This window comes from Bacteroides sp. BFG-637, assembly GCF_024793605.1.
GTDB classification, from domain to species: domain Bacteria; phylum Bacteroidota; class Bacteroidia; order Bacteroidales; family Bacteroidaceae; genus Bacteroides; species Bacteroides vicugnae.
Genome location: NZ_JANUPD010000002.1, coordinates 598205 through 622729, shown reverse-complemented (window position 1 = coordinate 622729; position 24525 = coordinate 598205). Strand labels below are relative to the sequence as shown.

19 protein-coding genes and 3 pseudogenes are annotated in these 24525 nt (G+C 42.3%); 10 read left to right on the top strand and 12 right to left on the bottom strand.

Going from position 1 to position 24525, the window contains the following annotated elements; all coding sequences use genetic code 11:
• Positions 1-125: 125 nt before the first annotated feature.
• The 3 genes from NXX38_RS02750 to NXX38_RS02740 all read right to left on the bottom strand — a co-directional run bounded on the left by NXX38_RS02750 (position 126) and on the right by NXX38_RS02740 (position 3420).
• A complete protein-coding gene (locus tag NXX38_RS02750) occupies positions 126-1367 on the bottom strand; it encodes an ABC transporter permease (protein WP_117512779.1) in 1242 nt (413 codons plus the stop codon).
• Between the two features lie 4 nt (positions 1368-1371).
• A complete protein-coding gene (locus NXX38_RS02745; RefSeq protein WP_117512777.1) occupies positions 1372-2631 on the bottom strand; it encodes an ABC transporter permease in 1260 nt (419 codons plus the stop codon).
• Positions 2632-2703: 72 nt separating this feature from the next.
• A complete protein-coding gene (locus NXX38_RS02740; RefSeq protein WP_117512775.1) occupies positions 2704-3420 on the bottom strand; it encodes an ABC transporter ATP-binding protein in 717 nt (238 codons plus the stop codon).
• Between the two features lie 178 nt (positions 3421-3598).
• On the opposite strand from NXX38_RS02740, the gene NXX38_RS02735 reads away from it, so the two are divergent.
• Entirely contained in the window at positions 3599-4579 is a 981-nt protein-coding gene (locus NXX38_RS02735) for an ROK family protein (RefSeq protein ID WP_117512773.1), read from the top strand.
• A gap of 270 nt (positions 4580-4849) precedes the next feature.
• Here the strand turns inward: NXX38_RS02735 and rplS are convergent, their stop codons facing one another.
• Positions 4850-5203 (bottom strand): 50S ribosomal protein L19, encoded by a 354-nt coding sequence (gene rplS / locus NXX38_RS02730; RefSeq protein ID WP_022011470.1) that lies wholly within the window; start codon positions 5201-5203, stop codon positions 4850-4852.
• Positions 5204-5383: 180 nt separating this feature from the next.
• Between rplS and NXX38_RS02725 the strand changes: the two genes are divergently transcribed.
• The 4 genes from NXX38_RS02725 to NXX38_RS02710 are packed head-to-tail and all read left to right on the top strand — an operon-like array spanning position 5384 to position 11131.
• Positions 5384-6457 (top strand): YhcG family protein, encoded by a 1074-nt coding sequence (locus NXX38_RS02725; protein WP_164727278.1) that lies wholly within the window; start codon positions 5384-5386, stop codon positions 6455-6457.
• Between the two features lie 12 nt (positions 6458-6469).
• Positions 6470-7255: a 5'-nucleotidase C-terminal domain-containing protein gene (locus NXX38_RS02720; protein ID WP_148367103.1), complete on the top strand. Its 786-nt coding sequence runs from the start codon at positions 6470-6472 to the stop codon at positions 7253-7255.
• A 28-nt stretch (positions 7256-7283) separates the two neighbouring features.
• Positions 7284-8123, top strand: a complete 840-nt coding sequence (locus NXX38_RS02715) for a bifunctional UDP-sugar hydrolase/5'-nucleotidase (protein WP_148367104.1) — start codon at positions 7284-7286, stop codon at positions 8121-8123.
• A complete protein-coding gene (locus NXX38_RS02710) occupies positions 8120-11131 on the top strand; it encodes a glycoside hydrolase family 3 N-terminal domain-containing protein (protein WP_258978565.1) in 3012 nt (1003 codons plus the stop codon). Before NXX38_RS02715 ends, NXX38_RS02710 begins: the two co-directional genes overlap by 4 nt.
• 87 nt (positions 11132-11218) lie before the next feature.
• Here NXX38_RS02710 and NXX38_RS02705 read toward each other — a convergent pair whose 3' ends face one another.
• From NXX38_RS02705 to NXX38_RS02690, 4 genes and pseudogenes are all read right to left on the bottom strand, one after another.
• Positions 11219-11845 carry a porin family protein gene (locus NXX38_RS02705; protein WP_004307005.1) on the bottom strand — a complete coding sequence of 209 codons (627 nt, stop codon included), beginning with the start codon at positions 11843-11845 and terminating at the stop codon, positions 11219-11221.
• A gap of 15 nt (positions 11846-11860) precedes the next feature.
• A complete protein-coding gene (locus tag NXX38_RS02700) occupies positions 11861-12496 on the bottom strand; it encodes a DUF4136 domain-containing protein (protein ID WP_074558601.1) in 636 nt (211 codons plus the stop codon).
• 223 nt (positions 12497-12719) lie between these two features.
• Positions 12720-13073, bottom strand: a complete 354-nt coding sequence (locus NXX38_RS02695; protein WP_148367106.1) for a MarR family winged helix-turn-helix transcriptional regulator — start codon at positions 13071-13073, stop codon at positions 12720-12722.
• Positions 13074-13104: 31 nt separating this feature from the next.
• Positions 13105-15611 (bottom strand): annotated as a pseudogene (locus tag NXX38_RS02690) (FAD-dependent oxidoreductase).
• Positions 15612-15740: 129 nt separating this feature from the next.
• Between NXX38_RS02690 and NXX38_RS02685 the strand changes: the two are divergent.
• Complete coding sequence (locus NXX38_RS02685) at positions 15741-17081, top strand: sigma-54 dependent transcriptional regulator (protein ID WP_195649914.1); 1341 nt, start codon at positions 15741-15743, stop codon at positions 17079-17081.
• A 36-nt stretch (positions 17082-17117) separates the two neighbouring features.
• Here the strand turns inward: NXX38_RS02685 and NXX38_RS02680 are convergent, their stop codons facing one another.
• Positions 17118-18431, bottom strand: a complete 1314-nt coding sequence (locus tag NXX38_RS02680) for an aspartokinase (protein ID WP_258978564.1) — start codon at positions 18429-18431, stop codon at positions 17118-17120.
• A 216-nt stretch (positions 18432-18647) separates the two neighbouring features.
• On the opposite strand from NXX38_RS02680, the pseudogene NXX38_RS02675 reads away from it, so the two are divergent.
• Both NXX38_RS02675 and NXX38_RS02670 read left to right on the top strand, forming a co-directional pair.
• Positions 18648-19103: pseudogene (locus tag NXX38_RS02675) on the top strand (MATE family efflux transporter); the annotation flags it as partial.
• A 42-nt stretch (positions 19104-19145) separates the two neighbouring features.
• Positions 19146-19854: pseudogene (locus NXX38_RS02670) on the top strand (TIGR02757 family protein).
• A 93-nt stretch (positions 19855-19947) separates the two neighbouring features.
• Here NXX38_RS02670 and NXX38_RS02665 read toward each other — a convergent pair.
• From NXX38_RS02665 to NXX38_RS02655, 3 genes are all read right to left on the bottom strand, one after another.
• The gene (locus NXX38_RS02665) at positions 19948-21234 is read right to left on the bottom strand and encodes a leucine-rich repeat protein (protein ID WP_258978563.1); all 1287 of its coding nucleotides are present in this window, start codon (positions 21232-21234) and stop codon (positions 19948-19950) included.
• An 11-nt stretch (positions 21235-21245) separates the two neighbouring features.
• Positions 21246-21650 carry a hypothetical protein gene (locus NXX38_RS02660; protein ID WP_195649910.1) on the bottom strand — a complete coding sequence of 135 codons (405 nt, stop codon included), beginning with the start codon at positions 21648-21650 and terminating at the stop codon, positions 21246-21248.
• Between the two features lie 162 nt (positions 21651-21812).
• Positions 21813-23468 (bottom strand): hypothetical protein, encoded by a 1656-nt coding sequence (locus tag NXX38_RS02655; protein WP_258978562.1) that lies wholly within the window; start codon positions 23466-23468, stop codon positions 21813-21815.
• 192 nt (positions 23469-23660) lie between these two features.
• On the opposite strand from NXX38_RS02655, the gene NXX38_RS02650 reads away from it, so the two are divergent.
• Entirely contained in the window at positions 23661-24113 is a 453-nt protein-coding gene (locus tag NXX38_RS02650; RefSeq protein ID WP_258978561.1) for a very short patch repair endonuclease, read from the top strand.
• Positions 24114-24281: 168 nt separating this feature from the next.
• Complete coding sequence (locus NXX38_RS02645) at positions 24282-24518, top strand: hypothetical protein (protein WP_258978559.1); 237 nt, start codon at positions 24282-24284, stop codon at positions 24516-24518.
• Positions 24519-24525 lie beyond the last annotated feature (7 nt).

Sequence of the window (24525 nt, the reverse complement as noted above, 5' to 3'; positions counted from 1 at the left end):
ATTTTATTTATGATTTTATTATTTACGGTTGATGATTGTCTCTACGTCTCTAAACAACTGAACAACACCCGCTCTACAATGATTTCTCAATCGTAAATCGTAAATTGTCCAATCGTCCAATCTCCTTATTCATCCCGGATTGCTTCAATCGGTTTGATAGCCATGGCCCGGTAAGCAGGTGCCAGACCTGCCAACATGCCCAGTGCAATCAGAAGCGCACAAGTACCGATTGCCAGTCCGAAAGTAACTTGAAAACGGACATCCCCTCCGTCAGCATTTGCTCCCATCTCAACCAGTTGCAATACCATGACGGCAAAGGAAATTCCACACATTCCCGCAATGGTAGTAAGTACCATACTTTCCGATAAAATTTGTTGCAGGATATCTTTCGGTCGTGCGCCGATCGCCCGGCGGATTCCAATTTCAGTGGTACGTTCTTTGACGGTCACCATCATAATATTGGATACGCCGATGGCACCTGCCAGCAAAGTTCCCAATCCTACCATCCAAACCAGTATGTTGATACCGATAAACAAGTTATCGACCATAGAGAACATGGCTTCGGCATTCAGGCACATGACAGCTTGTTTGTCATCCGGAGAGATATAATGTGCGGCTTTAATGACCTGTTCCATTTTGGGTTGTACTTCAGACACTTTGACTCCATGCTTCGCGGTGAAACAGATCACATCGATTTGTCCTCCCATGTTGTAAGTCTGCTGCATCGTAGTGAAAGGAAGAGTGACGGCTTCCGACGCCCGCCCCTGTATATTCATGTCCCCTTCGGAAGAAGACATGCCAATCACTTGATAATAAATGCCATCTACTCTTACATATTTGCCACACGGGTCTTCTCCCGGTTTGAAAAGACTTTCATAAATTCGTTTTCCAATGACACATACTTTGCGCGCTTCCTTTATATCCACCTCATTGATGAATCTGCCGTATGCCATTTCCTGCGATTCAATGTGGAGATAATCCGGATACAGCCCTTTCACGCTACAATCATATTTCTTATCTTCATATACGGCTTTGGAACCCCAACGGGCTACGGACGGAGTAATGATCTCCACCTCTTTCACTTGGGAACGAAGACGGTCGATGTCGGTAGATTCCAGATTCCACCATCTCCCTTTGCGGAAGCCTTTGTAAGCCTCACCCGTTCTTTGCGAGGCAAGGAAACCGGAATTGGTGGCAAATCCTTCAAAGTTCTTTTTCATCATGTCCTCCAATCCTTGTCCGCCGCCGATGAGGGCGACGAGCATGAAGATTCCCCAGAAAACACCGAATGCAGTCAGCAGGCTTCTCGTCTTATTTCTTGTAATGGTGATGAGGATTTCCTCACACGTATCCATGTCTATTCTCATAGTCTTAATCTGCTCTAAGTGCTTCGATTGGCCGGATGCTGACTGCTTTTCGGGCAGGGAATAATCCGGCTAACGTACCAGCTATTATTAATGTGAGTGTAGCCTGTATGGCGATTCTTATATCTACTGTCGGGTTCAGGAAAACAGTTTCCGTCCACATTCCGGTATCCATTGTCTGATTGCCGAAGGCACTGTTCATCCATTCGGTCACTCCGATACCGGCTACCATGCCGATGTATCCGAATATGGTGGTGATGGTGACACTCTCTACGATAATCAACCAGAGAATGGAAAGCGGCTTGGCTCCCAAAGCCTTACGAATACCAAATTCGCGGGTACGTTCTTTTACGGTAATCAGCATAATGTTGGAAACTCCTACGATTCCGCTTAGCAATGTGAAGATACCGATTACCCAAATAGCAATACGTAGCATATTCGAGCCTTGCTGCTGTTGCAAATAGTTGGTAAACCGATTCCAGATCCAGATAGCGCTGTGGTCTGTCGGGTCAAACCGATGATTGGCTCCCAATACTTTGCGGTAATGGGCTTCAAAAGCCTCATTGGCCTCAATTGTTTCCAGATTTTTGGTAGTCATGACCAGGTTATTCAGCTTGTCTCCTTTGTTATAGATCGTTTGAAGAGTGGTAAAAGGAATGTATGCATCGCTGTCACCGCTATCTCCTTTATCATTGTAGAGACCTACTACCTGATAAACCACATTACCGGCATTGACAAACTGTCCGATTGGTTCGGTATGGGTTTTATCAAAAAGAATTTCTGCTGTCTTTTTATGGAGCACAATTACTTTCCGGCGCTCTTTAATATCAATCTCATTGATAAAACGTCCTTTGAAGAGTTTCACCACTTCTACCTCTGTATGGTTGGGATATACGCCGGAAAGGCTCAAACTGACGTATTCTTGCCCGAAGCTAAGATTTACATCTCCCTGCCATACGGTTGCTCCGGCCTTGATGACATGATTCGGGAAATAATGACTGGTAGCATCCATGTCTTTATTGTCCAGTTGCACCCGTCTTCCTTCTTTCAGTCCGTCGTATGATTTGCTAGTCCATCCCGGAAAAATCTTGATGGAGTTCATGGCACGTTCGGAAGCCGATTGCTCGAATGCGTGGATCAGTCCGTTGCCTGCACCTAGCAGGACGATAAGCATAAAGATTCCCCATGCCACGGCAAATCCTGTGAGAAAAGTCCTAAGCTTGTTACGTTTGATGGTACTATATATTTCTTGCCAGATGTCAATCATTTTTTTAAGTATTAAGTAATGAGTATCAAGTATTAAGTATTAGGCTGCGCTGTGACCGCATGGAATTAATACTTATTTCATAATCCCGTCTTTTCCGAAAGGAGAAGCGTCATGGTCGATATTATCTTCAATACGTTCGATGATTCCGTCTTTGATATGTATAATCTTGTCTGTCTGGTTGGCGACTCCACTTTCGTGGGTGACAACGACAATCGTCATTCCCTGTTTATGAAGATCTTTCAGAATCTGCATTACTTCTACAGAAGTTTTACTATCCAAAGCTCCTGTTGGCTCATCTGCCAGAATGATTTGTGGTTGAGTGATTAAAGCCCGTGCGATGGCCACACGTTGTTTCTGACCGCCACTCATTTCGTTCGGCATGTGATGCGCCCAGTCTTTTAAACCCAGGCGGTCGAGATATTCCAATGCAAGTGCATTCCGTTTTTTGCGACTTATTCCTTGATAGAATAAAGGAAGTGCTACATTCTCTACGGCATTTTTAAAGGAAATCAGATTGAATGACTGGAAGATAAATCCGATCATACGGTTGCGATATTCGGCAGCTTTGGTCTCGCTTAAGTTCTTGATGAGTACGTTGTTCAGATAATAATCTCCGGTATCGTAGTTGTCGAGGATTCCCAATATGTTGAGTAAAGTTGATTTTCCAGACCCGGATGCTCCCATGATAGAAACAAATTCTCCCTGTTCGATATTGAGATTGATACCTTTAAGTACATGGAGAGGCGCTCCGTTGTTGTAGGTCTTGTTGATATTCGTTAGTTGTATCACAATTTTCTTTATTTAGTTTCTGTTTTCTGATAATTTTCTACTATTAGACGTGTGAAAGATACGAAAAGTTGCAAACAGGTTGAACTTTTTCAAAAAACATTTTGTAGACTCAATCTTCTTTACGTAATTTGTGTGCAGTAAACTTAATGATTAACTAACCCTTTTAAATAGAAGTATCATGAATTCAAACATGGAAAAACCCTACGTAGTAGGTATTGACATAGGCGGAACGAATACCGTCTTTGGAATTGTAGACGCACGCGGAACTATTATTGCCAGCAGTTCAATCAAAACATCCGGTTACCCTACAGTGGAAGAATACGCTGATGAAGTGTGTAAAAGTCTGCTTCCATTGATTATTGCTAATGGTGGTGTTGATAAAATCAGAGGTATCGGTATCGGTGCTCCGAATGGTAACTACTATACGGGAACGATTGAATTTGCTCCGAACCTGCCTTGGAAGGGAATTCTTCCGTTGGCAGCCATGTTTGAGGAAAGACTGGGTATTCCCACTGCTTTGACAAACGACGCAAACGCTGCTGCTATCGGTGAAATGACTTACGGTGCTGCCCGTGGTATGAAAGACTTTATCATGATTACACTGGGTACTGGTGTGGGTAGCGGTATCGTTATCAACGGTCAGATGGTGTATGGTCATGACGGTTTTGCTGGTGAATTGGGACACGTTATCGCCCGTCGCGATGGTCGTCTTTGCGGTTGCGGTCGTAAGGGATGTCTGGAAACCTACTGCTCGGCTACCGGTGTAGCTCGTACAGCCCGCGAATTCCTTGCTGCCCGTACGGATGCTAGCTTGCTTCGTAACATTCCAGCAGAAAACATCACTTCAAAAGATGTGTATGATGCAGCTGTACAAGGTGATAAACTGGCACAGGAAATCTTTAGCTTTACAGGTAACATCTTGGGTGAAGCACTGGCAGATGCTATTGCATTCTCCAGTCCTGAAGCAATTGTATTGTTCGGTGGTTTGGCTAAGTCCGGTGACTATATCATGAAACCGATTCAGAAATCAATTGATGATAATATTCTGAATATCTATAAAGGCAAGACTAAATTGCTCGTTTCCGAATTGAAGGATTCTGATGCTGCTGTATTGGGCGCCAGTGCATTGGCTTGGGAACTGAAAGATTTGAAAGAATAACATTTCATTATTATAATAAAGGTAATGAAGCCTCGGGAGTTTATGACTTTCGGGGCTTTGTTTTATTTAGTCCTTTCTGACGTGTACGGCTTATTCAGACAAAGGGTTATTCTCACCGTAGTGAGAAAATATTCTCATACCTATGAGAAATTATTCTCATTGCAATGAGTATTTTTTCTCATAGGCATGAGAATGTTTGAGAAAATGCACAATAAAAAAGGGAACCTCATAATGAAGTTCCCTTTTTTATTTCGAATCGAAAAGTTCGGCTTATCCGTTAACTCTTTTTTCTTTGATTCTAGCTTTCTTACCAGTAAGAGCACGCAGGTAGTACAATTTAGCGCGACGAACTTTACCTACCTTGTTCACTTCGATGCTATCGATAGCCGGTGATTCGATTGGGAAAATTCTTTCTACGCCTACAGTTCCTGACATTTTACGTACAGTAAAACGTTTTTTGTCTCCGTGACCGGCGATTTTGATAACAACACCACGGTACAACTGTACACGTTCTTTGTTACCTTCAATAATACGATATGCTACTGTTACAGTGTCTCCTGCTTTGAAGCTCGGGTGCTGTTTTCCGGTAGCAAATGCTTCTTCTGCAATTTTAATTAAATCCATTGTTGTTATTATTAAATTGTTTCATCGTTACAACGCAACATACCAAGTATCTCTTCTCTTGACAGCGATTGCGCGAAAGCGGTGCAAAGTAACGAATTATTTGCCAGATAGCCAAATGTTTTTGTATATTTGTAGCTGTGAACCAGAAAGGGCTCATAGGATTATCAATAATTAATAAAGATGGAAACAAGCATACCCAATATACAATACCAAGTTCAATTTGACGAAATCAGATTAATAATTGATACACGTAAAAAGAGAGCTTATAGTGCTTTAAATAATGAGATCATTCTTAGTAATTGGGAGATTGGGCGATATGTATCTGATAAAATCAAGTCTGCGAAGTGGGGAAGTAGGGTCATAGATATGCTTGTTGCATATCTTAAAGAGAAGATTCCCGGCATCAAAGGTTATGAAAAGCGTTCCATTGAAAGGATGGTTAGGTTCTATAATGAATATTCTTCTGCAGAATTTGCGTCAGCCATTCCGACGGAAATCAAAGAACAGGTGATTGCGTCAGAGTATCTGACGCAATTTGGAGATGATGCTATTGTACTTTTTTTATTGGTGCAAGTCGGTTGGTCTGCCCATCTTGAGATAATGTCCGGATGTACGTCTCCTGAAGAACGTATTTTCTACATATTGTTGTGTAATAAAGAAAATCTTACTTATCAGGAACTTCGCAGGCAAATTGACGCTTGTGTTTATGAGCGGAGTTTGTTAGGGAATACTAATCAATCATTAGCATTGAAAAATACCTATCCGGATGTCGGACGGATTTTTAAAGACACATACATCGTTGATTTTCTTGGTTTGCCCGAGAATCATAGTGAGAAGAGCCTTCAGGCTGGCTTGGTGGGTCAGATGAAGAATTTTATATTAGAATTAGGAAAAGATTTTCTTTTTGTGGGTGAGGAATACCGTGTACAAGTCGGGATGAAAGATTTCCGGATTGATTTACTCTTTTTTCATCGTGGATTGCAATGTTTGGTTGCAATGGAGATTAAAACGAATGAGTTTAAACCGGAATATCTAGGACAACTGGATTTTTATCTTGAAGCATTGGACCGGGATGTAAAAAAAGAAAATGAAAATCCGAGTATAGGGATATTATTGTGTAAAAGTACGGATAGCCAAGTTGTTGAATATGCACTGAATCGTAGTTTAAGTCCAACAATGATTGCAGAGTATAAGCGGCAGTTAATTCCTAAAGAATTATTACAGAAGCATTTAAGAGAAATTCTTGATAAATAAAAAATAGCGAACATGAAACAGACTTATGCAAAGTATCTGATGGTAGCAGCGTTGGCAGGAGGCTTCCTGTTTACTTCCTGCCGGACCGCACGCGAGACTACGGCTCAGTACGAAGTAACTAAAGTAGAGGGTAGCATGATAACGATTGATTCCGTTTGGGACACCCATCCCAACGCGAAAGCTGCCGAAATATTAAAGCCTTATAAGGAAAAGGTGGACGCGATGATGTATGAAGTCATCGGTACCAGTGCGATGAAAATGGAAAAAGGAGCTCCTGAAAGCTTGCTTTCCAACCTTGTTGCAGGTGTTTTACAACAAGCGGCGGTTCAGGTGTTGGGGAAACCTGCCGATATGGGATTGGTAAACATGGGCGGCTTGCGAAATATTTTGCCTGCAGGAGATATCACAGTGGGAGATGTTTTTGAAATTCTTCCTTTTGAGAACTCCCTTTGCGTGCTGACTATGAAAGGGACGGACTTGAGACGTCTTTTTGAAGCGATTGCATCTTTACATGGGGAAGGAGTGAGCGGTATCCGCCTTGAAATTACCAAAGATGGAAAGTTGCTGAACGCCTTTGTCGGTGAAAAGCCACTAAAGGATGACCTGCTTTACACGGTGGCTACTATCGACTATCTGGCAGATGGAAACGGACGGATGGATGCTTTTCTGCAGGCAGAAAAGAGAGTATGCCCTGAAAATGCAACCTTGCGCGGACTATTTCTTGATTATGTACGCAAACAGACTGCCGAAGGCAAAGCGGTTACCTCCAAACTGGATGGACGTATTACCATAAAATAAAAAAGGAGAATCTAAAAATATATTGAATATGAAAAGATTTCAGATATTATTCCTGTTATGTCTTGCATTGGGCTTTACTTTCTCAATCTTTGCGCAAGATAAGGATACCAAAGAAGTGATTATTTTACAAACAAGCGATGTGCATAGCCGTATCGAACCTGTCAACCAGAAGGGGGACGAATACTATAACAAAGGCGGTTTTCTTCGTAGGGCTGCTTTTCTCGAACAATTCCGCAAGGAGCATAAGAATGTGCTGCTTTTCGACTGCGGAGATATTTCGCAGGGAACACCTTATTATAATATGTTCCGCGGAGAAGTGGAAGTTAAACTAATGAATGAAATGGGTTATGATGCTATGACTATCGGTAACCATGAGTTTGATTTCGATGTGGATAATATGGAACGCATTTTCAAGATGGCTAATTTCCCGGTTGTTTGTGCCAACTATAATCTGGATGCTACGGTATTGAAAGATATAGTTAAACCCTACGTCGTTCTTGAGAAATATGGTTTGAGAATTGGTGTGTTTGGCCTTGGAACCCAACCCGAAGGGATGATTCAGGCTAATAAATGCGAAGGAGTCGTTTATGAAGATCCTATCCGCGTATCCAACGAAATAGCTGCTTTGTTGAAAGACGAAGAAGGTTGTGATTTGGTAGTATGCCTGTCTCATCTGGGCATTCAAATGGATGAACATCTGGTTGCCGGGACACGCAATATCGACGTGATTCTGGGCGGGCACTCTCATACATTTATGAAAGGCCCCAAAACATACTTGAATATGGACGGAAAAGAGGTGCCTGTTATGCACACGGGAAAAAATGGTGTTCGTGTAGGCCGTCTCGATTTGACTTTGAAACATAAATGAAGATAATTCCCTCAATAGTAACGCTTTTATTCTTTATCGCAGCCGGCACGGTTTCAAGTCCGGCGCAAAATGCTACAACCGTTGAACCTCTGCTGGTGTATAAATCCCTTCAGGACAAGGACTGCCGGCACTGGGTTGATTCGGTTATGGATAAGCTTTCCTTTAAAGAAAAGGTAGGGCAGTTGTTCATCTATACCATTGCCCCGGTAGATACCAAACGAAACCTGGAACTGTTGCGCGAAGTGATCGACACCTATAAAGTGGGCGGACTTCTCTTTTCCGGTGGGAAGATGCAAAATCAGGTTGAACTGATAAACCGGGCGCAACGTCAGGCAAAAGTCCCTTTGATGATTACCTTTGATGGAGAATGGGGACTGGCCATGCGTCTGCGTGGCATGCCTGTTTTTCCACGGAATATGGTATTGGGATGTATCCGTGACAACCGGCTGCTCTATGAATACGGGCGTGAAGTTGCCCGTCAATGCCGGCAGATTGGAGTACAGGTCAACTTTGCTCCGGTGGCGGACGTGAATATAAATCCTAAAAATCCCGTTATCAATACCCGTTCTTTTGGAGAAGATCCGATACAGGTGGCTGACAAGGTAATCGCTTATGCTTCCGGTTTGGAAAGCGGAGGGGTTTTATCTGTGTGCAAACACTTTCCCGGACATGGAGATACCGATGTCGATTCGCATAAGGCGCTTCCGGTACTTCCTTTCACTCGTGAACGTCTGGACAGTGTGGAACTTTATCCATTTAAAGAAGCCATCCGTGCCGGATTGGGCGGTATGATGGTAGGACATTTGCAAGTTCCGGTGATAGAACCGATTGGTGGACTTCCGTCTTCCTTGTCCCGCAATGTCGTATACGATTTGCTGACAGATGAACTGGCGTTCAAAGGACTGATATTTACCGATGCGCTTGCCATGAAAGGAGTGGCGGGAAATGGAAATGTCAGTTTGCAGGCTTTGAAAGCAGGTAATGACATGGTATTGTCTCCCCGAAACTTGAAGGAAGAGATACCGGCCGTATTGGAAGCCATTGAAAAAGGGGAGTTGACCCGCGAAGATATTGAAAGCAAATGCCGCAAGGTCTTGACTTATAAATATGTGTTGGGACTCAAGAAAAAGTCGTATGTACAATTATCCGGTCTGGAACAACGGATCAACAGTCCGCAAACGCGTGATTTGGTTCGTCGGTTGAATTTAGCGGCAATAACAGTTCTGAACAACAAGAATCATATTCTCCCTCTGCATACAGACAAAGAGCAGACGATTGCATTGCTCGAGGTAGGAGATCCCGGAGAAACTGATGCGTTGGCGAAACAACTTTCCCGCTATACGTCTTTGGCTCGTTTTTCCCTTCGTGCCAATCAACCGGAAGGGGTAAATCAGCGGTTGCGTGATTCTCTGTCTGCTTATAAACGGATCATTGTAGCTGTCAGCGAACAGCGGCTGGCTTCTTATCAGTCTTTTTTTGCGAAATTTGTTCCTGAAAGCCCGGTCATTTATCTGTTTTTTACTCCCGGGAAGATGATGTTGCAGATTCAGCGGGCGGTGGCTCATGCTTCGGCGGTGGTGCTGGGACATAGTTATAATAGTGACGTGCAGCGTCAGGTGGCAGATGTGTTATTTGCCAAGGCATCCGCAGACGGACAGTTATCGGCAAGTCTGGGAGAACTGTTCCCAACGGGAGCAGGAGTGACTATTACCCCTAAAACACCGTTGCATTTCGTTCCGGAAGAATACGGGCTTTCTTCTGTTCATCTAAAACGGATTGATTCCATTGCACTGGATGGTGTCCGTCAGGGAGCTTATCCCGGTTGCCAGGTGGTGGTGCTGAAAAACGGTCATATTATGTTCGATAAGGCTTTCGGTACTTATACGGGCAAAGGAAGTCCTCGTGTCGAATCTACGAGTATTTACGATTTGGCTTCCCTTTCAAAAACGACGGGTACTTTGCTTGCCATTATGAAACTCTATGATAAGGGACGTTTTAATCTGACAGATAAGATTTCGGATCATTTGCCGTTCTTGCAACGTACTGATAAGAAAGATATAACGATTCAGGAAATTCTGTATCATCAATCCGGTTTACCCTCCTGGATTCCTTTCTACCAGGAAGCTATTGACAAGGATAGCTATGATGGAAGGTTATTCAGTGCACGAAAAGATGCACACCATCCGTTACAGTTGGGGACCACCTCATGGGCGAATCCGAAATTCAAGTTCAAAAGTGAATATGTCTCTTCCGTTAAAACCGGTGATTATATTGTTCAGATCTGTGACAGCTTGTGGTTAAACCGTTCTTTCCGGAAGGTGATAGAAGAGAAAATAGCAGAAGCTCCGTTAAAGCAGAAACGCTATGTATATAGTGATGTAGGATTTATACTCTTGGGAATGTTGGTGGAACAATTGGCCGGTATGCCTATGGAAGTCTATTTGCAACGTGAGTTTTATGAACCGATGGGGTTGGAGCATACTGGTTATTTGCCTTTACGCCGTTTTGCCAAGTCGGAAATTGTTCCTTCTAATAAAGACCGTTTCTTGCGTAAAGAAATTTTGCAGGGATTTGTGCATGATGAGGCTTCCGCTTTCTTTGGCGGATTGGCCGGAAATGCCGGGCTTTTCTCTACTGCCCGTGATGTAGCCCGCGTTTATCAGATGTTGCTGAATGGAGGGGAAATAGATGGTCAACGTTATCTAAGTAAGGAAACCTGTCAGTTGTTTACTACTGAAACATCGAAGATCAGCCGGCGTGGTTTAGGCTTTGACAAGCCCGATGCAGATGATCCGAAGAAAGGGAATTGTGCTCCTGCCGCACCTGCCGAAGTGTATGGCCATACCGGATTTACCGGTACATGTGCATGGGTGGACCCGGTGAATGAACTGGTTTATGTATTCCTTAGCAACCGGATTTATCCGGACGTAACGAACCGCAAATTGAACCAGCTGCACATTCGTGAGCGAATACAGGGAGCTATTTATGATGCGATGAAGAAAAAATAAAAAAAGAAAGGTAAAAGGTGCCTATATTAAAAGCTACCTTTTACCTTTTTTATTATTAACGTAATATTCTGATAGTTGCAGTTCTTTTTAGAACGATACACCCAAGCGGAAACCGAAGTTGCTCAATCCGTCTACACTGTAATGCAGTACGTCAGCCTTGTTGGTACCATAGCTGTAGTACAAAGCAAAGTGCAAGCCCGGTCCGTAAACCCATGGGAATACATTGATACCTACTTCAGGAGAAGCGTAGAATCCCCAGCTGTTTTCTCTTGCTTCCAGCATATTGAAGTTAGAGCGGACTTTTGCATATTCAGCACCTAATTTAGCACTGACATAAGGTTGGAAAGACCCGCCACGATTCCACTGGTAACGTGCAGCAGCACCGAAAGGCAATTGGAAAATAGTATGCTGTTGGTCGGTAGTAACTTCACCGGCACCCATTTGGAAGGTTTCGCGGCCTACATATTCGTGGTTGCTGTGATAGTTCAGGAAAAGACCCAAGCCAATGTTAGGAGTAACGAAATAACCACCTTCGAAGTTCATACCCCAACCGCTTGCTTTATCTGCAAAGTGATTACTTAATGGAGCGTTGAACTGCCAGTCTATATTCGCATATCCGTTGTCTGATAACTGTGCCTTAGCCGGCATAGCGAAGGCGATGGCAATAGCCGCCAAGGCTACTACCTTGAAGTATATATTTTTTCTTGTTTTCATAACAGTTGTAGTTGTTTATTTGTTAGTAAGATAAGGTGACTGAGTGAATGATTGGTTGACAGCTTCTACTGCGAGAGTGCGGTTGATAGCTTTGGAACCAGTCTCAAATCCGGTCAGATAACTTGTCCATACAACAGGCAGTTTTTTACTGTCCCCTTGTTCAGCTTTCAAGTTCACCATTTCTGTCAGGAAGGAGTTAGTACTATAACTGTAAGTTACAGCGTACGGGTAGTACCATCCGCCACCCCAGTTGCCACCCCAGTAGCCAGGTCCCCAGTATCCGGGATAACCCCACCACCATTCAGGTTGTGCGTAGCTGGTGAAATAATAAGTACTTGCGATGTAGCTCACTTGGATACCAAGATCTGCACTTTCCTGGTCGGCTGCCGCTTCGTAACCTCTAGCTTCCATATTGTCTGTATAAGCAGCCAGAATTTGTTCTGCGCCTTCGCCTTCGAGATATTCCGGTTCTTTACTGTCACTAATCACCAGAATCTGGGGTGCCAGATAGAATGTAGGAACTTTGAAATCGGCTTTCTTGTCGTAGTTAGTGTATACCAGATAATTGTCATCCAGCTTACCCATGTCCGGGTCTTTTTCACATGAAGCGAGTGCAAAGACCGCCAATAAAATAGGAATTAATTTCTTCATATCTTTTATAATGTTTAGGTTATATAAAAATCGCGCCCAGGTACCTTGGGCTTTTGATAGAAACAACAAGAAAGGTGGAAAAAGGTTCAGATGGAAATTTCTTTTGCCGGAAAATTAACATATATCTTTTGCCCTGTTTAAAGAAAAACGGTGAGCACTCTGCCCCATTATCAGGGAGTTTGCTCACCGTTCATTATTTACAGATAATTGTTTGAAAATCCGTTTATTTAAACAGGGGTTTAAGTAGATCGGGTATCTCTACCTTATCAAGTTCCAGTTCATTTACTCGTTGCTTGCCCGTATGGGTCAGGTGGAAGTACATCTGTCTCCGGTCTTCACTTCCGAGCGACCGGATGATCAGCCCTTTTTCCTCCAGTATTCGCAGCATTTTGGATGTGTGTGAGGGGCTTAGCTCGGTTTGCTTGGACAGATTGGTAGCCGTCACTTTCTCCGATGCCTCTTTGAGGGCACACAATATCATTGCTTCATTTAGCGTTATCTGGTACATTTTTTCAAATGCTGTTTCAAAGTTTCCCATTGCTTTGAATACATCACGCATTGCACATATTGTTTTCATACCTTATTTGAATATTTTATTAGTTCATTTTTTAAATAAATAGATTAACGTTTGCGTTATCCGCCCGTTCCATATACGTTGCTACGCCGCCAATGGTCACCTCATCCAGAAGTTCTTCTTGTTTTACTCCCATCACATCCATTGACATCTGGCAAGCGATAAATTCCACACCGTTTTCCAAAGCTTGCCGGCGCAAAGATTCCAGTGAATCAATCCCTTTCTTGTTCATGATATACCGCATCATTTTTCCGCCCATTCCGCCCATGCTCATCTTAGAAAGTTTCAGTTTCTTGGAGCTGGAAGGCAGCATCATACCAAACATTTTTCCGAAAATATCCTTTTCGGTTTCCGGTTTGTGCAACTTCTTGATAACGTTCAGTCCCCAGAAAGTAAAGAAGATGGTGACTTTTTGTCCTGTAGCCGCTGCGCCGTTTGCCAGTACAAAAGTAGCCAAGGCTTTATCCAAATCATCACTGAACATGATGAAGGTTTTTCCTTTGCCCTCACATGAAGTAACAATATTGCACGATTTTGGTTCTCCTTTTTCTATGACAACAATAGATTTTCCTCCGGAGGTATCTTTCGAAATCAGTTGATTACCCGTCGAACTGCACCATGCGGCGGCGTCGCGCGGAAAACCGGGATCGGTTGAGGTGATTTCCACCCGTTCGCCTGAAACCAGTGTATCCATTGTTTTCTTCATTTTCAGAATCGGACCGGGGCATTGCAACCCGCAGGCGTCCACCCGGACTGTTTTGGCAGGGGTAGCGGAAGCATCAGTTACAGTAGCAGTGACGGGAGCCGTAGAAACGTTGGCCTGACTGGCTTGGGAAGTAGTTTCCTGCTGTATGGGTGATTCGTCTATTGGGTTTCCATTTTCTTCCCGTATGATGATGGGAGCAGTGGCAGCCCGATAAGTCTTTAACCCTCCCGAGAGATTACGTACCTTGTCAAATCCGTGTTGTGTCAGTATACGGTAAGCAAGATAGCCCCGTAGCCCCACCGCACAGAATGTATAAATCATTTTATCTTTCGGCAATTCTGCCAACCGGTCGCGAAGTTCATCCAACGGAATATTCACGGCACCCGGTAAGCTACCCAATGAAAATTCATCCGGGGTGCGGACATCCAACAGGAATTTATTTTCCATTTCAATGTCCCGCAGTTCTCTCCAGTATACAGGATTGGTTCTACCTGTGATTATGTCTTCAGCTACATATCCTGCCAGTGCTACCGGATCTTTGGCCGAAGAGAACGGAGGAGCATACGCTTGTTCAACTTTCATCAGATCGTAAATTGTTCCCTCGTGCTTGATGACAAGTGCGAGTTCGTCAATCCGTTTGTCCACCCCATCGTAACCGACGATTTGTCCGCCATATAATCTTCCTGTCTTTTTATCGAAAGTGATTTTAATGCTCATCGGCATGGCATCCGGATAGTAGCCGGCATGGGAAGCGGGATGAATGGTAGACGACATATAGTCTATCTCTTCCTGACGCAGACGCTTGCCGGGTAAGCCGGTTGAAGCAACGGTCATGTCGAAAACCTTTGCGATTGAAGTACCGATAGAGCCTTCGTAAGGAATCTTTGCTCCGAGGACATTGTCCGCAACGATACGTCCCTGACGGTTGGCAGGTCCGGCGAGATAGTTGAGCCAGGGTTTGCCCGTGATCGGGTGGCGGAACTCGATCGCGTCACCGATAGCATAAATAGAATCGTCAGAGGTTTGCAGGTAATCGTTTACAGCGATACCTCCTGCAGGACCGATAGTCAGTTCGGCAGCCCGTGCCAGATTAGTTTCCGGGCGGACGCCGATAGATAGAATAACGATGTCGGCAGAGATTGACTGGCCATTCTTGAAAGTAACTTTCAATCCTCTTCCATCCCGGCTAAAAGAGGCGACAGCTTGTTCCAAGTAGAGGTTTACTCCTTTATCCATCAGATGTTGGTGAACAAGTGATGCCATCGAAAAGTCGATAGGGGCCATCACTTGATTGCCCATTTCCACAATCGATACTTTCGCTCCCTGTGCCTGTAAGTTTTCCGCCATTTCAAGGCCGATAAATCCGGCTCCTACGACAACAGCTTTTCGTGGGGCGTGGTTCTTGATATATTCTTTGATCCGATCTGTGTCGGTGACATTCCTTAGTGTGAAGATTCCACTTAGGTCGATTCCGGGAAGAGGGGGCGTACCGGAGAGGCTCCGGTAGATATGACTAACTTATCATAGCTCTCTTCATAAGTATCTTCACTGCTTTGGCGGACAGTCACTGTCTTTCTTTTCCGGTCAATGAAAATCACTTCATTTTCTGTGCGTACATCTACGCGAAAGCGTGTAGAAAAGGCTTCGGGGGTTTGCACGAACAATTTATCCCGTTCCTCTATCACTCCTCCTATATAATAGGGTAGGCCACAATTGGCATATGATATGTACTTTCCTTTTTCTAAAAGGACAATTTCAGCTGTTTCATCTACTCGTCTGATTCGGGCAGCAGTGGTGGCTCCTCCTGCAACTCCCCCAATAATAATTATTTTCATCTGTTTATAGCGTAAATAGTTTCCTGCGGAAATAACAAACTGTATCGAAGAAATGTTCATGGATTCAGATAAAAAAACTATATTTGCGCACCCTGTTTTTCATTCTTCTATTTAATGTAGATAAATTGTATGAGTAAAATTCTTATTATTGACGATGAAGTCCAGATTCGCAGTCTTTTAGCTCGTATGCTGGAACTTGAGGGCTATGAAGTGTGTCAGGCAGGTGATTGCAAAGCTGCCATCAAACAACTGGAAATTCAATCGCCCGACGTAGCTTTATGCGATGTTTTTCTTCCTGATGGAAACGGAGTGGATCTGGTGTTGAACATCAAGAAAATAGCTCCCAATGTAGAGGTGATTCTTCTTACTGCTCACGGCAATATTCCCGACGGGGTGCAGGCTATTAAAAACGGTGCATTTGATTATATAACAAAAGGAGATGATAATAACAAGATTATCCCTTTAATCAGCCGTGCCGTGGAGAAAGCAAAGATGAATGTCCGTTTGGAAAAACTGGAAAAGAAAGTCGGGCAGATGTACTCGTTCGATTCTATTCTGGGTGAGTCAAAGGTGTTGAAAGAGGCTGTATCTCTGGCGCAGAAGGTATCTGTGACAGATGTTCCCGTATTACTGACGGGGGAAACAGGAACAGGAAAGGAAGTTTTTGCGCAAGCTATACATTATAGTAGTAAACGGAGCAAACAGAATTTTGTGGCAGTCAACTGTTCGTCTTTCAGCAAAGAATTGCTCGAAAGCGAGATGTTCGGACATAAGGCCGGCTCGTTTACCGGTGCACTGAAAGATAAGAAAGGACTTTTTGAAGAAGCTAATAACGGAACGATCTTTCTGGATGAAATCGGAGAGATGGCTTTCGAACTGCAGGCAAAGTTACTGCGTATCCTTGAAACGGGAGAATATATAAAGATCGGTGATACCAAGCCGACAAGAGTCAATGTGCGTATCATTGCTGCTACCAACCGCAACCTGCAGGAGGAGATCAAAGCAGGACATTTCCGTGAAGACTTGTTTTATCGTCTTTCGGTTTTTCAGGTGCATCTTCCTTCGCTCCGTGAACGTACCGGTGATATCCGGATTCTTGCCACTGCTTTCGCCAAGAGTTTCTCCGAAAAACTTTCGTATGCCATCAATGAGATGACTCCCGCTTTTCTGGAAGCTCTGGAACAACAGCCGTGGAAAGGGAACATCCGTGAATTGAGAAATGTGATTGAGCGTAGCCTGATTGTATGCGAAGGGGGACGGCTGGATATCTGCGACCTTCCTTTGGAAATCCAGAACACTCATTATGAATGTTCGGACGATAGTGTAGGCTGTTTTGAGTTGGCCGCAATGGAACGCAGACATATTGCACGTGTGTTGGAATATACGAAAGGGAATAAAACGGAAGCTGCCCGTTTGTTGAAAATCGGACTTACCACCCTGTACCGGAAGATAGAGGAATATAAAATCTAAGCATACATTTCCGGTTTCTTTTTATCCGGCTTTGAGTCAGGCTGCGCACTGACTCTCGAAAAATTGTTTGGATAACGAACTAATCAGTCTGTTTTTATCTGTGGTATGTACAGATAGTGTGAAACAATGATCGCTTCCTCCATAAGAAATGAGAGATACGGGGATATCTTTGATAGTATCCATAATATGACTTTCTACTTGTGTGCGTTCCCAATGAAGGGAGCCGATGATATGTATCACAGACATATTTTCGTCCATAACCATTTCGGCATATTTATGTAGTTCCCTTTGAATGATTCGCAGGGTGTCCCGGCTGGTTGTCAGCATCATCGAGATGGATACATTGGATGAGGCCATTGAGATGACATTGATTTGATATTTGTTGATAACTTCCAATATCTTACCCATAAACAAATATCCGGGCAATACATTTAATGAGGTAAAACGTACAAAGGTAGCCGAATCCTGTGAGAGGATGGCCTTGACACTGTTGCCTGTGTCATGGGAAGATATATAGAGCCGTTCTGTTGACAGATCGTGTGTATCGGTTAGGCAGATAGCTATATTAGAGCGTGCCGCAAGGGTGATACAATCTGCGTAGAGTAGGTGTACTCCGCTGTTAATCAGTTGTTCGGCTTCTATGTAAGTTAGTGAATGTTGTTCTCGCAGGCAATTCCGGTTTGCGTAGATATGGTTGATAGGGGTGGATAACAGTATTTCGTCCGCTTTGAATAGGGTGGCAAGCACTGTTGCATAGTAATCGTTGCGTTGTTCGCTCATGAAGTCTATTTCACCATACACATTCCTGCAAATGGAAAGTGGGGCGATAAAAATATCTACATTCCGGTTCTCGTCAATGTATTGTTGGATAGATTCCTGAATATATGGGATATCCGGCTTTCTTTCCAGATTGATCTGTATAAGTTTGCCGGTATCTAATGTTTGGGCACGAAGACCCTGTTGACGTAAGCAATAAGTGAATAAATCACTGGATAATCCGTATACTTCCGCTTTTATCATTTTATCAATCAGTAAATCTGCTTTGTCTTCTACAAGTATATGTATTTTCTTTATGCATTCCAGAATCCGGTTTTTAATTTCCTGATTTAGGTGCGAATCTGTAATGAGATGATTGGCAAGGGTACAGCAATATGTTTCGATGGCATTGACTGTGGCATGAGAAGCTTCATCTTCTTCGTGAAACCAACTGATGGAAATAGCCTGTAACCACTCCTGTAATTGTGCCAATATAGGGACTACAGCTACATAAGGATGTTCTTTCTGAATGCAATTGATTACTTGCTTCATTTCATCCTCATCTTTAATTTTCTCGAATTTACAAACTTTCATTGTTATCTGGTTATTTATTGGTTACTACTCTTTTTCAAAATGATATGCCCTTTTTCAAAAGAGAAAGATATTTAAGAATCATTCTTTAGCTTTAGAATATGGTATATCTTTATAAGTCAATCTGTTAATGTTGTAATCAATGTTTTTAATACATCTCTTTACTATAAGTAATCTGCTAATACCGTACCACATTGTGATATAAAGTAAGATTTATTATCTTTGGTATCCACTACGGGAGCGTTAGTCAGTAATTTGATTGGAGCAGGAGCGGGGAAAGAACTTTTTCCTGTTTGTCGTAAAGTTCTTAAGCTGGGCTATGTGGTGGGACTTCCGTTGATAGGGATAGCTCTTTGGAGCAATCAATGGATTGTCGGATTTTATACGAATAACGATAATCTGGTGAGATTAGCTTTCTATCCTTTTATAGTTATGCTGTTGAATTATACTTTTGCACTGCCCGGATATGTTTATATTAATGCTGTTACCGGTACAGGAAAGACGAAGCTCGCTTTTATCTTCCAGTTAATCACTATTCTGGTATATTTGATTTATCTGTATCTGTTAAGTGAATGTTTTCATGCTTCTCTGACTGTGTATATGACGGCAGAATATCTGTTTGTTATTTTATTAGGGATACAATCCGTCATTTACTTAAAGAGGAAATCCAACTAGAATATGTACTTTTGTGCTTTCAATACTTGATACTTTCTCAAAATGACTGAAGATATAAAGAATAAACTTTTGATGTGTGCGGAGATTTATCATCGTGCTGACTTTATTATAAGTGATCCGGTGCAGTTCCCTCATCGATATACGTTGAAACAGGATATTGAAATCAGTGGTCTGTTGACGGCGATTATGAGTTTTGGCAATCGTAAACAGATTTTGAAAAAGGCGGACGAACTGCATAGATTAATGGGAGATTCACCTTATCGATATGTATTGTCCCGCCAGTGGGAGAAGGATTTTCCTTCGGGAGCGACCAATAGCTTTTATCGGATGTTGTCGTATGCTGATTTTTATGGATACTTTCGGCGATTATATACAGCTTATACACAGTTTGAAAGTCTGGAGGAAGCTTTGATGTTATATCCCGGAATACCAATGGAAAAGTTATGTGCATTTCTTGAAGTCTCTGCTAAAAGTCCTCAAAAGAAACTGAATATGTTTTTGCGTTGGATGATTCGTCGGGATTCGGAGGTCGATTTGGGGATTTGGGAAAGGTTTGATCGCAGAGATTTGATTGTTCCTTTAGATACACATGTCTGCCGGGTAGCGCATTATTTCAAGTTGACAGATACGGAAACTTTTTCTTTTGAAAAATGCCCGTCAGATAACGATGGCATTGGGTGAGGTCTTTCCGGAGGATCCTTGTTTGGGCGATTTTGCCCTGTTTGGATTGGGAGTGAATGGGGAGATTTAATATATGTCCTAATAAAATGAATTTTTCGATTATAATCGGAAAAGTGGATGTTAAACCAACTTTTGGGATTATAATCGAAAAAATAGAGAACTGTTAAAACGTTGTTATTTTGTTTGTGAAATCCCTCCAACCATTTGCATTCTTGTATTTTTCCACAGATCCGGCAGGAACACGAATGACAGTAATATCGTCCGGGAATCCGTACCATATTTTTTCAAATACCTGCGGAGGTGTTATCCCTTCTACCTTTACTTCTTTAATACCTGTATTATTGAAAGCTGAAAAATTAATCTGTGCGACGTTTGACGGAATGGTTAGTTGAGTCACTTTTCTATTACCACCCAGTAATCCCTGCCCCAATATCCGAATACTTTTAGGAATTTCGAAGTGAGCTAATTTCGGACATCCTTCAAGGCAGTAGGCGTGAATCATAGCCTCGGGATCATCATTGAAAACGGTTCCGTAGGTTGTCACTTCCGTTAATTCCGGGCAGTAATAAAAGGCTCTTTGAGCTATAGTTGTAATACCATTCGGCAGCTTCACGGTCGTAATACCACTTTCCCGAAATGCTTCCAAACCTATTGTTCTTACATTTTCCGGAATCTCAATCGTTTTCAGTTGGGAAGTATTAAGAAATGCCTGCGCATCGATCTCCTTCAGTGTCACAGGTAACAGCACTTCTTCAACGCCTGCATATACAAAAGTGCTGGCGGGAAGTTTGGTGAGCTTAGTCCGGCTCAAATCTGCTTTTCTCAGATTCCGGCAATAATAGAATATGTTTTCTTCAAGTTGTTCCAGAGTCGTCGGAAATACAATTTCCTGAACGGTTGAATTAAAGAAAGCCATATCTCCAATAGATCGCAATCCTTCGTTGAGTACCACCTTGTTTATTTGACTACCTCTGAAAGCAGCCTTAGGAATGGACTTCACACTATTGGGAAGTGTGATTTCATTATGTCCTTTCAAAACTTCCGTCAATACTCCATTTTCTACACGGACGGGTGAAATCTGAACGGAAAAGCTTTTCTGTTTTCCTTCTATTGTGATGGTTACTTCCTGTTTTTCGACAGGCGCAGATGAAGAGAAACCACTAAGCTGTTCCGGAGAAACTTTCACAGGTCGTTGTTTCCCGTCATCATATTTTCCTGTCACGTTAAGGCCGGTTAAGTCTATATTCTCTCCTAATGCATAAATTGTTTTTGCGGGCAATTGTTCTATGGAGAAATCCTCAAGTAAGGCTCCGGTGGATTCAGAAGGATTTTCAGCCGAAGGTGAATCTTTCTTGTATTCATCATTTTCGGTGCTGCAACTTAATAATACAGCTCCTAAAATTATTTGCAAACAAGATGCCACAACTATATAGAGTCTAGTTTGTTTCATGTGATAAAAGTTTAGTTAGGGAATTGGGTTAAACGTATTTCAATTTTTATGACTTTTCCGGCTTCTACAGTTTTGCCGGCAGACCATATCTGGTAGTTGTCGGGACCGCCTCCTTTTTGTACCACGAATGTCAGTAACCGTTGCGATTGTGTTGCGAACCATTCTTCGCGTGGTAGTACAAAGGTTGCTATACCACTTTCATTTGTTTGGATGACTGCAGTAGGTCGGGTTAAATTATCTTTTTCAAAAATCCTATAATCTTTTTCATTATACATTTTCACGGGAACATCCGTTATAATTTTTCCATTCTCATCATAAACAGCTACTATAACCTTAGCTTCTCTCACTTCTTCATTTCCTTTTTCGCATGCTACCATGAAAAGCATGGTGCATAGTAGAATAACAATCTTTCTCATAATCTTTTCTTTTTTCATTTTTTCGAATGCAAAAATAGTAAGATCGCATCAATTTTGAGTTATGAAGTAATCTGATAAATCTAACACTTTGTTTTTGAATATGTTGGTATTCAGCGTATTAGTTAAACTGTGTTTTGGGGATTTCTAACACTGGTCTAACACCTATCCGAAAAGTGCTAAAAACAGGTCTTTATTAGTGGATTCTGCCGATTTGATACGTGATTTGAGTCGTGATTTACGGGCATATACATTAGCAACGGTATCTTTCATAAACAAACTGATTACTTGTGGAGAAAAATCTACGAAAATATAGCAGAGCAACCGGATGTCAGCTTCTTTCATTGCCGGAAAATCATTCCGTAGTTTTTCCATAGCATTGTCATGGCAGGTGTTCACAATAAGTTCCAGCTCTTGCAGCATTTCATTGTTCTCTGCAAAATCAGTGATAATCTGTTTCACTTCGTGGAACATGGCTGCCTGTTGCGATGCAGTATTCTCTCGCTCGTAGTAAGTTTTTCCCAGTTTGTCAATGATGTCAAAGCGTGAAGCTACCAAACCTTTTAAATGATTTTCCGCATTCTGCTGTCCTTCCATGTATTCTGTCAAGGTTTTGTATTGAGAGTTGGCTTCTTCTGCCAATAGCAGATAGCGGTCGGTACGTTCGCGTTGCAAGCGCAGACGTTGGCGGATGATGTAGTATGCTACCCCTATTATCAGAAGAATTACGGTTGCTACGGCAATCTCCCAAATAGTACGGTTCTTCATCCGGTATTCGGCAAATTTGGATCGTTCCTTGAAATAATCACGTTCCACCATACCGGCAGAGAATTGCATATTCGAACGTGTCAGTGAGTCAGTCAGATAGATATAATGATGTATCTTCTCCGTCGCTTTCTCGAAGTTCCTGGCCTGTGCTTCAATCCGATAAGCGGTGTATTGCAGGTCTGCCATATCACGAATATCGGTTGTGTGTGCTTCTGCGAGTGCCAGATAGTAGCGTGCGCTGTCTATACGGTTCTTTAGAAGATTCACATCTACTAATGTGTGATATCCGTATAACGTATCTTGCCGGGCAGAGAGTTCGATACGTTGCAGCAGGTCATGAGGAATCTGTTTTTTGCTTGACACCACATAAAGAGAGGCAAGATTGGTGAGACTGGCTTTGGCTAACTTATCGTACTTGTGCTCATCAGCTAAATCAAGGGCGGCAGAATAGAGCCGCATAGCTTTCTCTATATCTTTCGAATGAAAAGTTGCGGCTGCCATATCAAGAGTTGATTCTGTTTCTTCGCGAGTGTTATCAGATTGTCGGAAGTTATTGCGAGCTTCGCGAAAATAATGATAAGCCCGGCTATAGTTCATCTGTTCATAATACACTTCACCGATCTGCCTGTATAAAAGCCCTGCATAATAAGGTTCATTGGTATCTTTCAATTTCTCTTCAACTTTCAGGAAAAGGCGTAACGCTCCCGGCTTGTCTCCTGCGTGCAGTTTGACTTTTCCCCAATAATAGAGAGTTTTGCATTGACTGCGTAAATCTTTGGGATGATGTTTGTAATACTCCCAAGCCCGTCGAATCAGCGAATCATTTGTTGCTTTGATATGATTTTTGTCTAAAGCTTCGGAATAAAGCAACGCATATCTGGCCTGTTCAGCCTGACTGCCTTCTGATTTGAGTTGTTGTAATATTGTTAAGGCGCTGTCCGGCTTGTTTTGTAACAGTGCTTCCGCCTCGTCGAGCCGGGAAATCTGTTCTCTGTTATAGCATCCTGTAAAAAAGAGAATAGCTAATAGTATGAGTATAATTCTGCATTTCATGCTGTGAATGTAGTGAAAATATTTCGAGTTTAGTTAAAGGCGTCTATAAATATTTCGGCGCTTGTTTTGAGAGTGTGGAAATTGAAGAGATAATGAGTGCATTCTTTGTGTTTAATATTGTAATTCATGGATGATAATTTTTATCTTTGCATTAGGAATCATTTATCTTTTGTATTTAAATTTTGTTGAGGTATGGTAGACGTTTTAACAAAAGAGCAACGGCGGAAGTGCATGTCGAATATTCGTAGTAAAAATACGAGGCCGGAGATTCTTGTGCGGAAATATCTATTTTCCCAAGGTGTTCGTTTTCGTGTTAATGTGAAAAAGTTGCCAGGAACTCCTGATATTGTGTTAAGAAAGTATAGAACAGTGATCTTTGTAAATGGCTGTTTCTGGCATGGACATGAAGGGTGTAAATATTATGTTTTGCCGAAGACCAATACAGAATTCTGGAAGGAAAAAATAGAGAAGAATAAAGAACGGGATCTAAAAGAACGAATGCAACTCCGGACTATGGGATGGCATGTTATTTTATTATGGGAATGTCAGTTGAAAAGTAAAGTTCGGGACCAAAATTTGAAAGGGTTGTTATATACTTTGAATAAGATAGTATTAGAAAACTATAATGCAAAACATATAGACTGACTGTATTAGTTTGGCTAATCGTTAAAAAAGTTAGAATGGAATGTTTTTCAGGGCAATGATGTACACCAGCTTTGTTCTCTCTTATTTAGGTTATTAATACTATTAGTGAAGATGGGATTCGTTATTCTCGATAAAAAACTATATTTTTGTATCCAAATCAATAATTGAATGACAGCTAAGCAACTAATCATACAAGATATAAAACTCGTTGACTTTCCGGAAGAGGTTGATGTACAAAATGGCATCAAGATATATGGCGAAACTAGTTGGGAGAACCAATTGGCAGTGTTAAGCCATTACCTGCATAATAATGATTGTGTTGGTAATGAACAAAGTAAGAAAGAAATATTATATACTATCCGGGAATTTTTGGAGCGAAAAAAAGTAATAAGGAAGAGACGATAACTGAAGA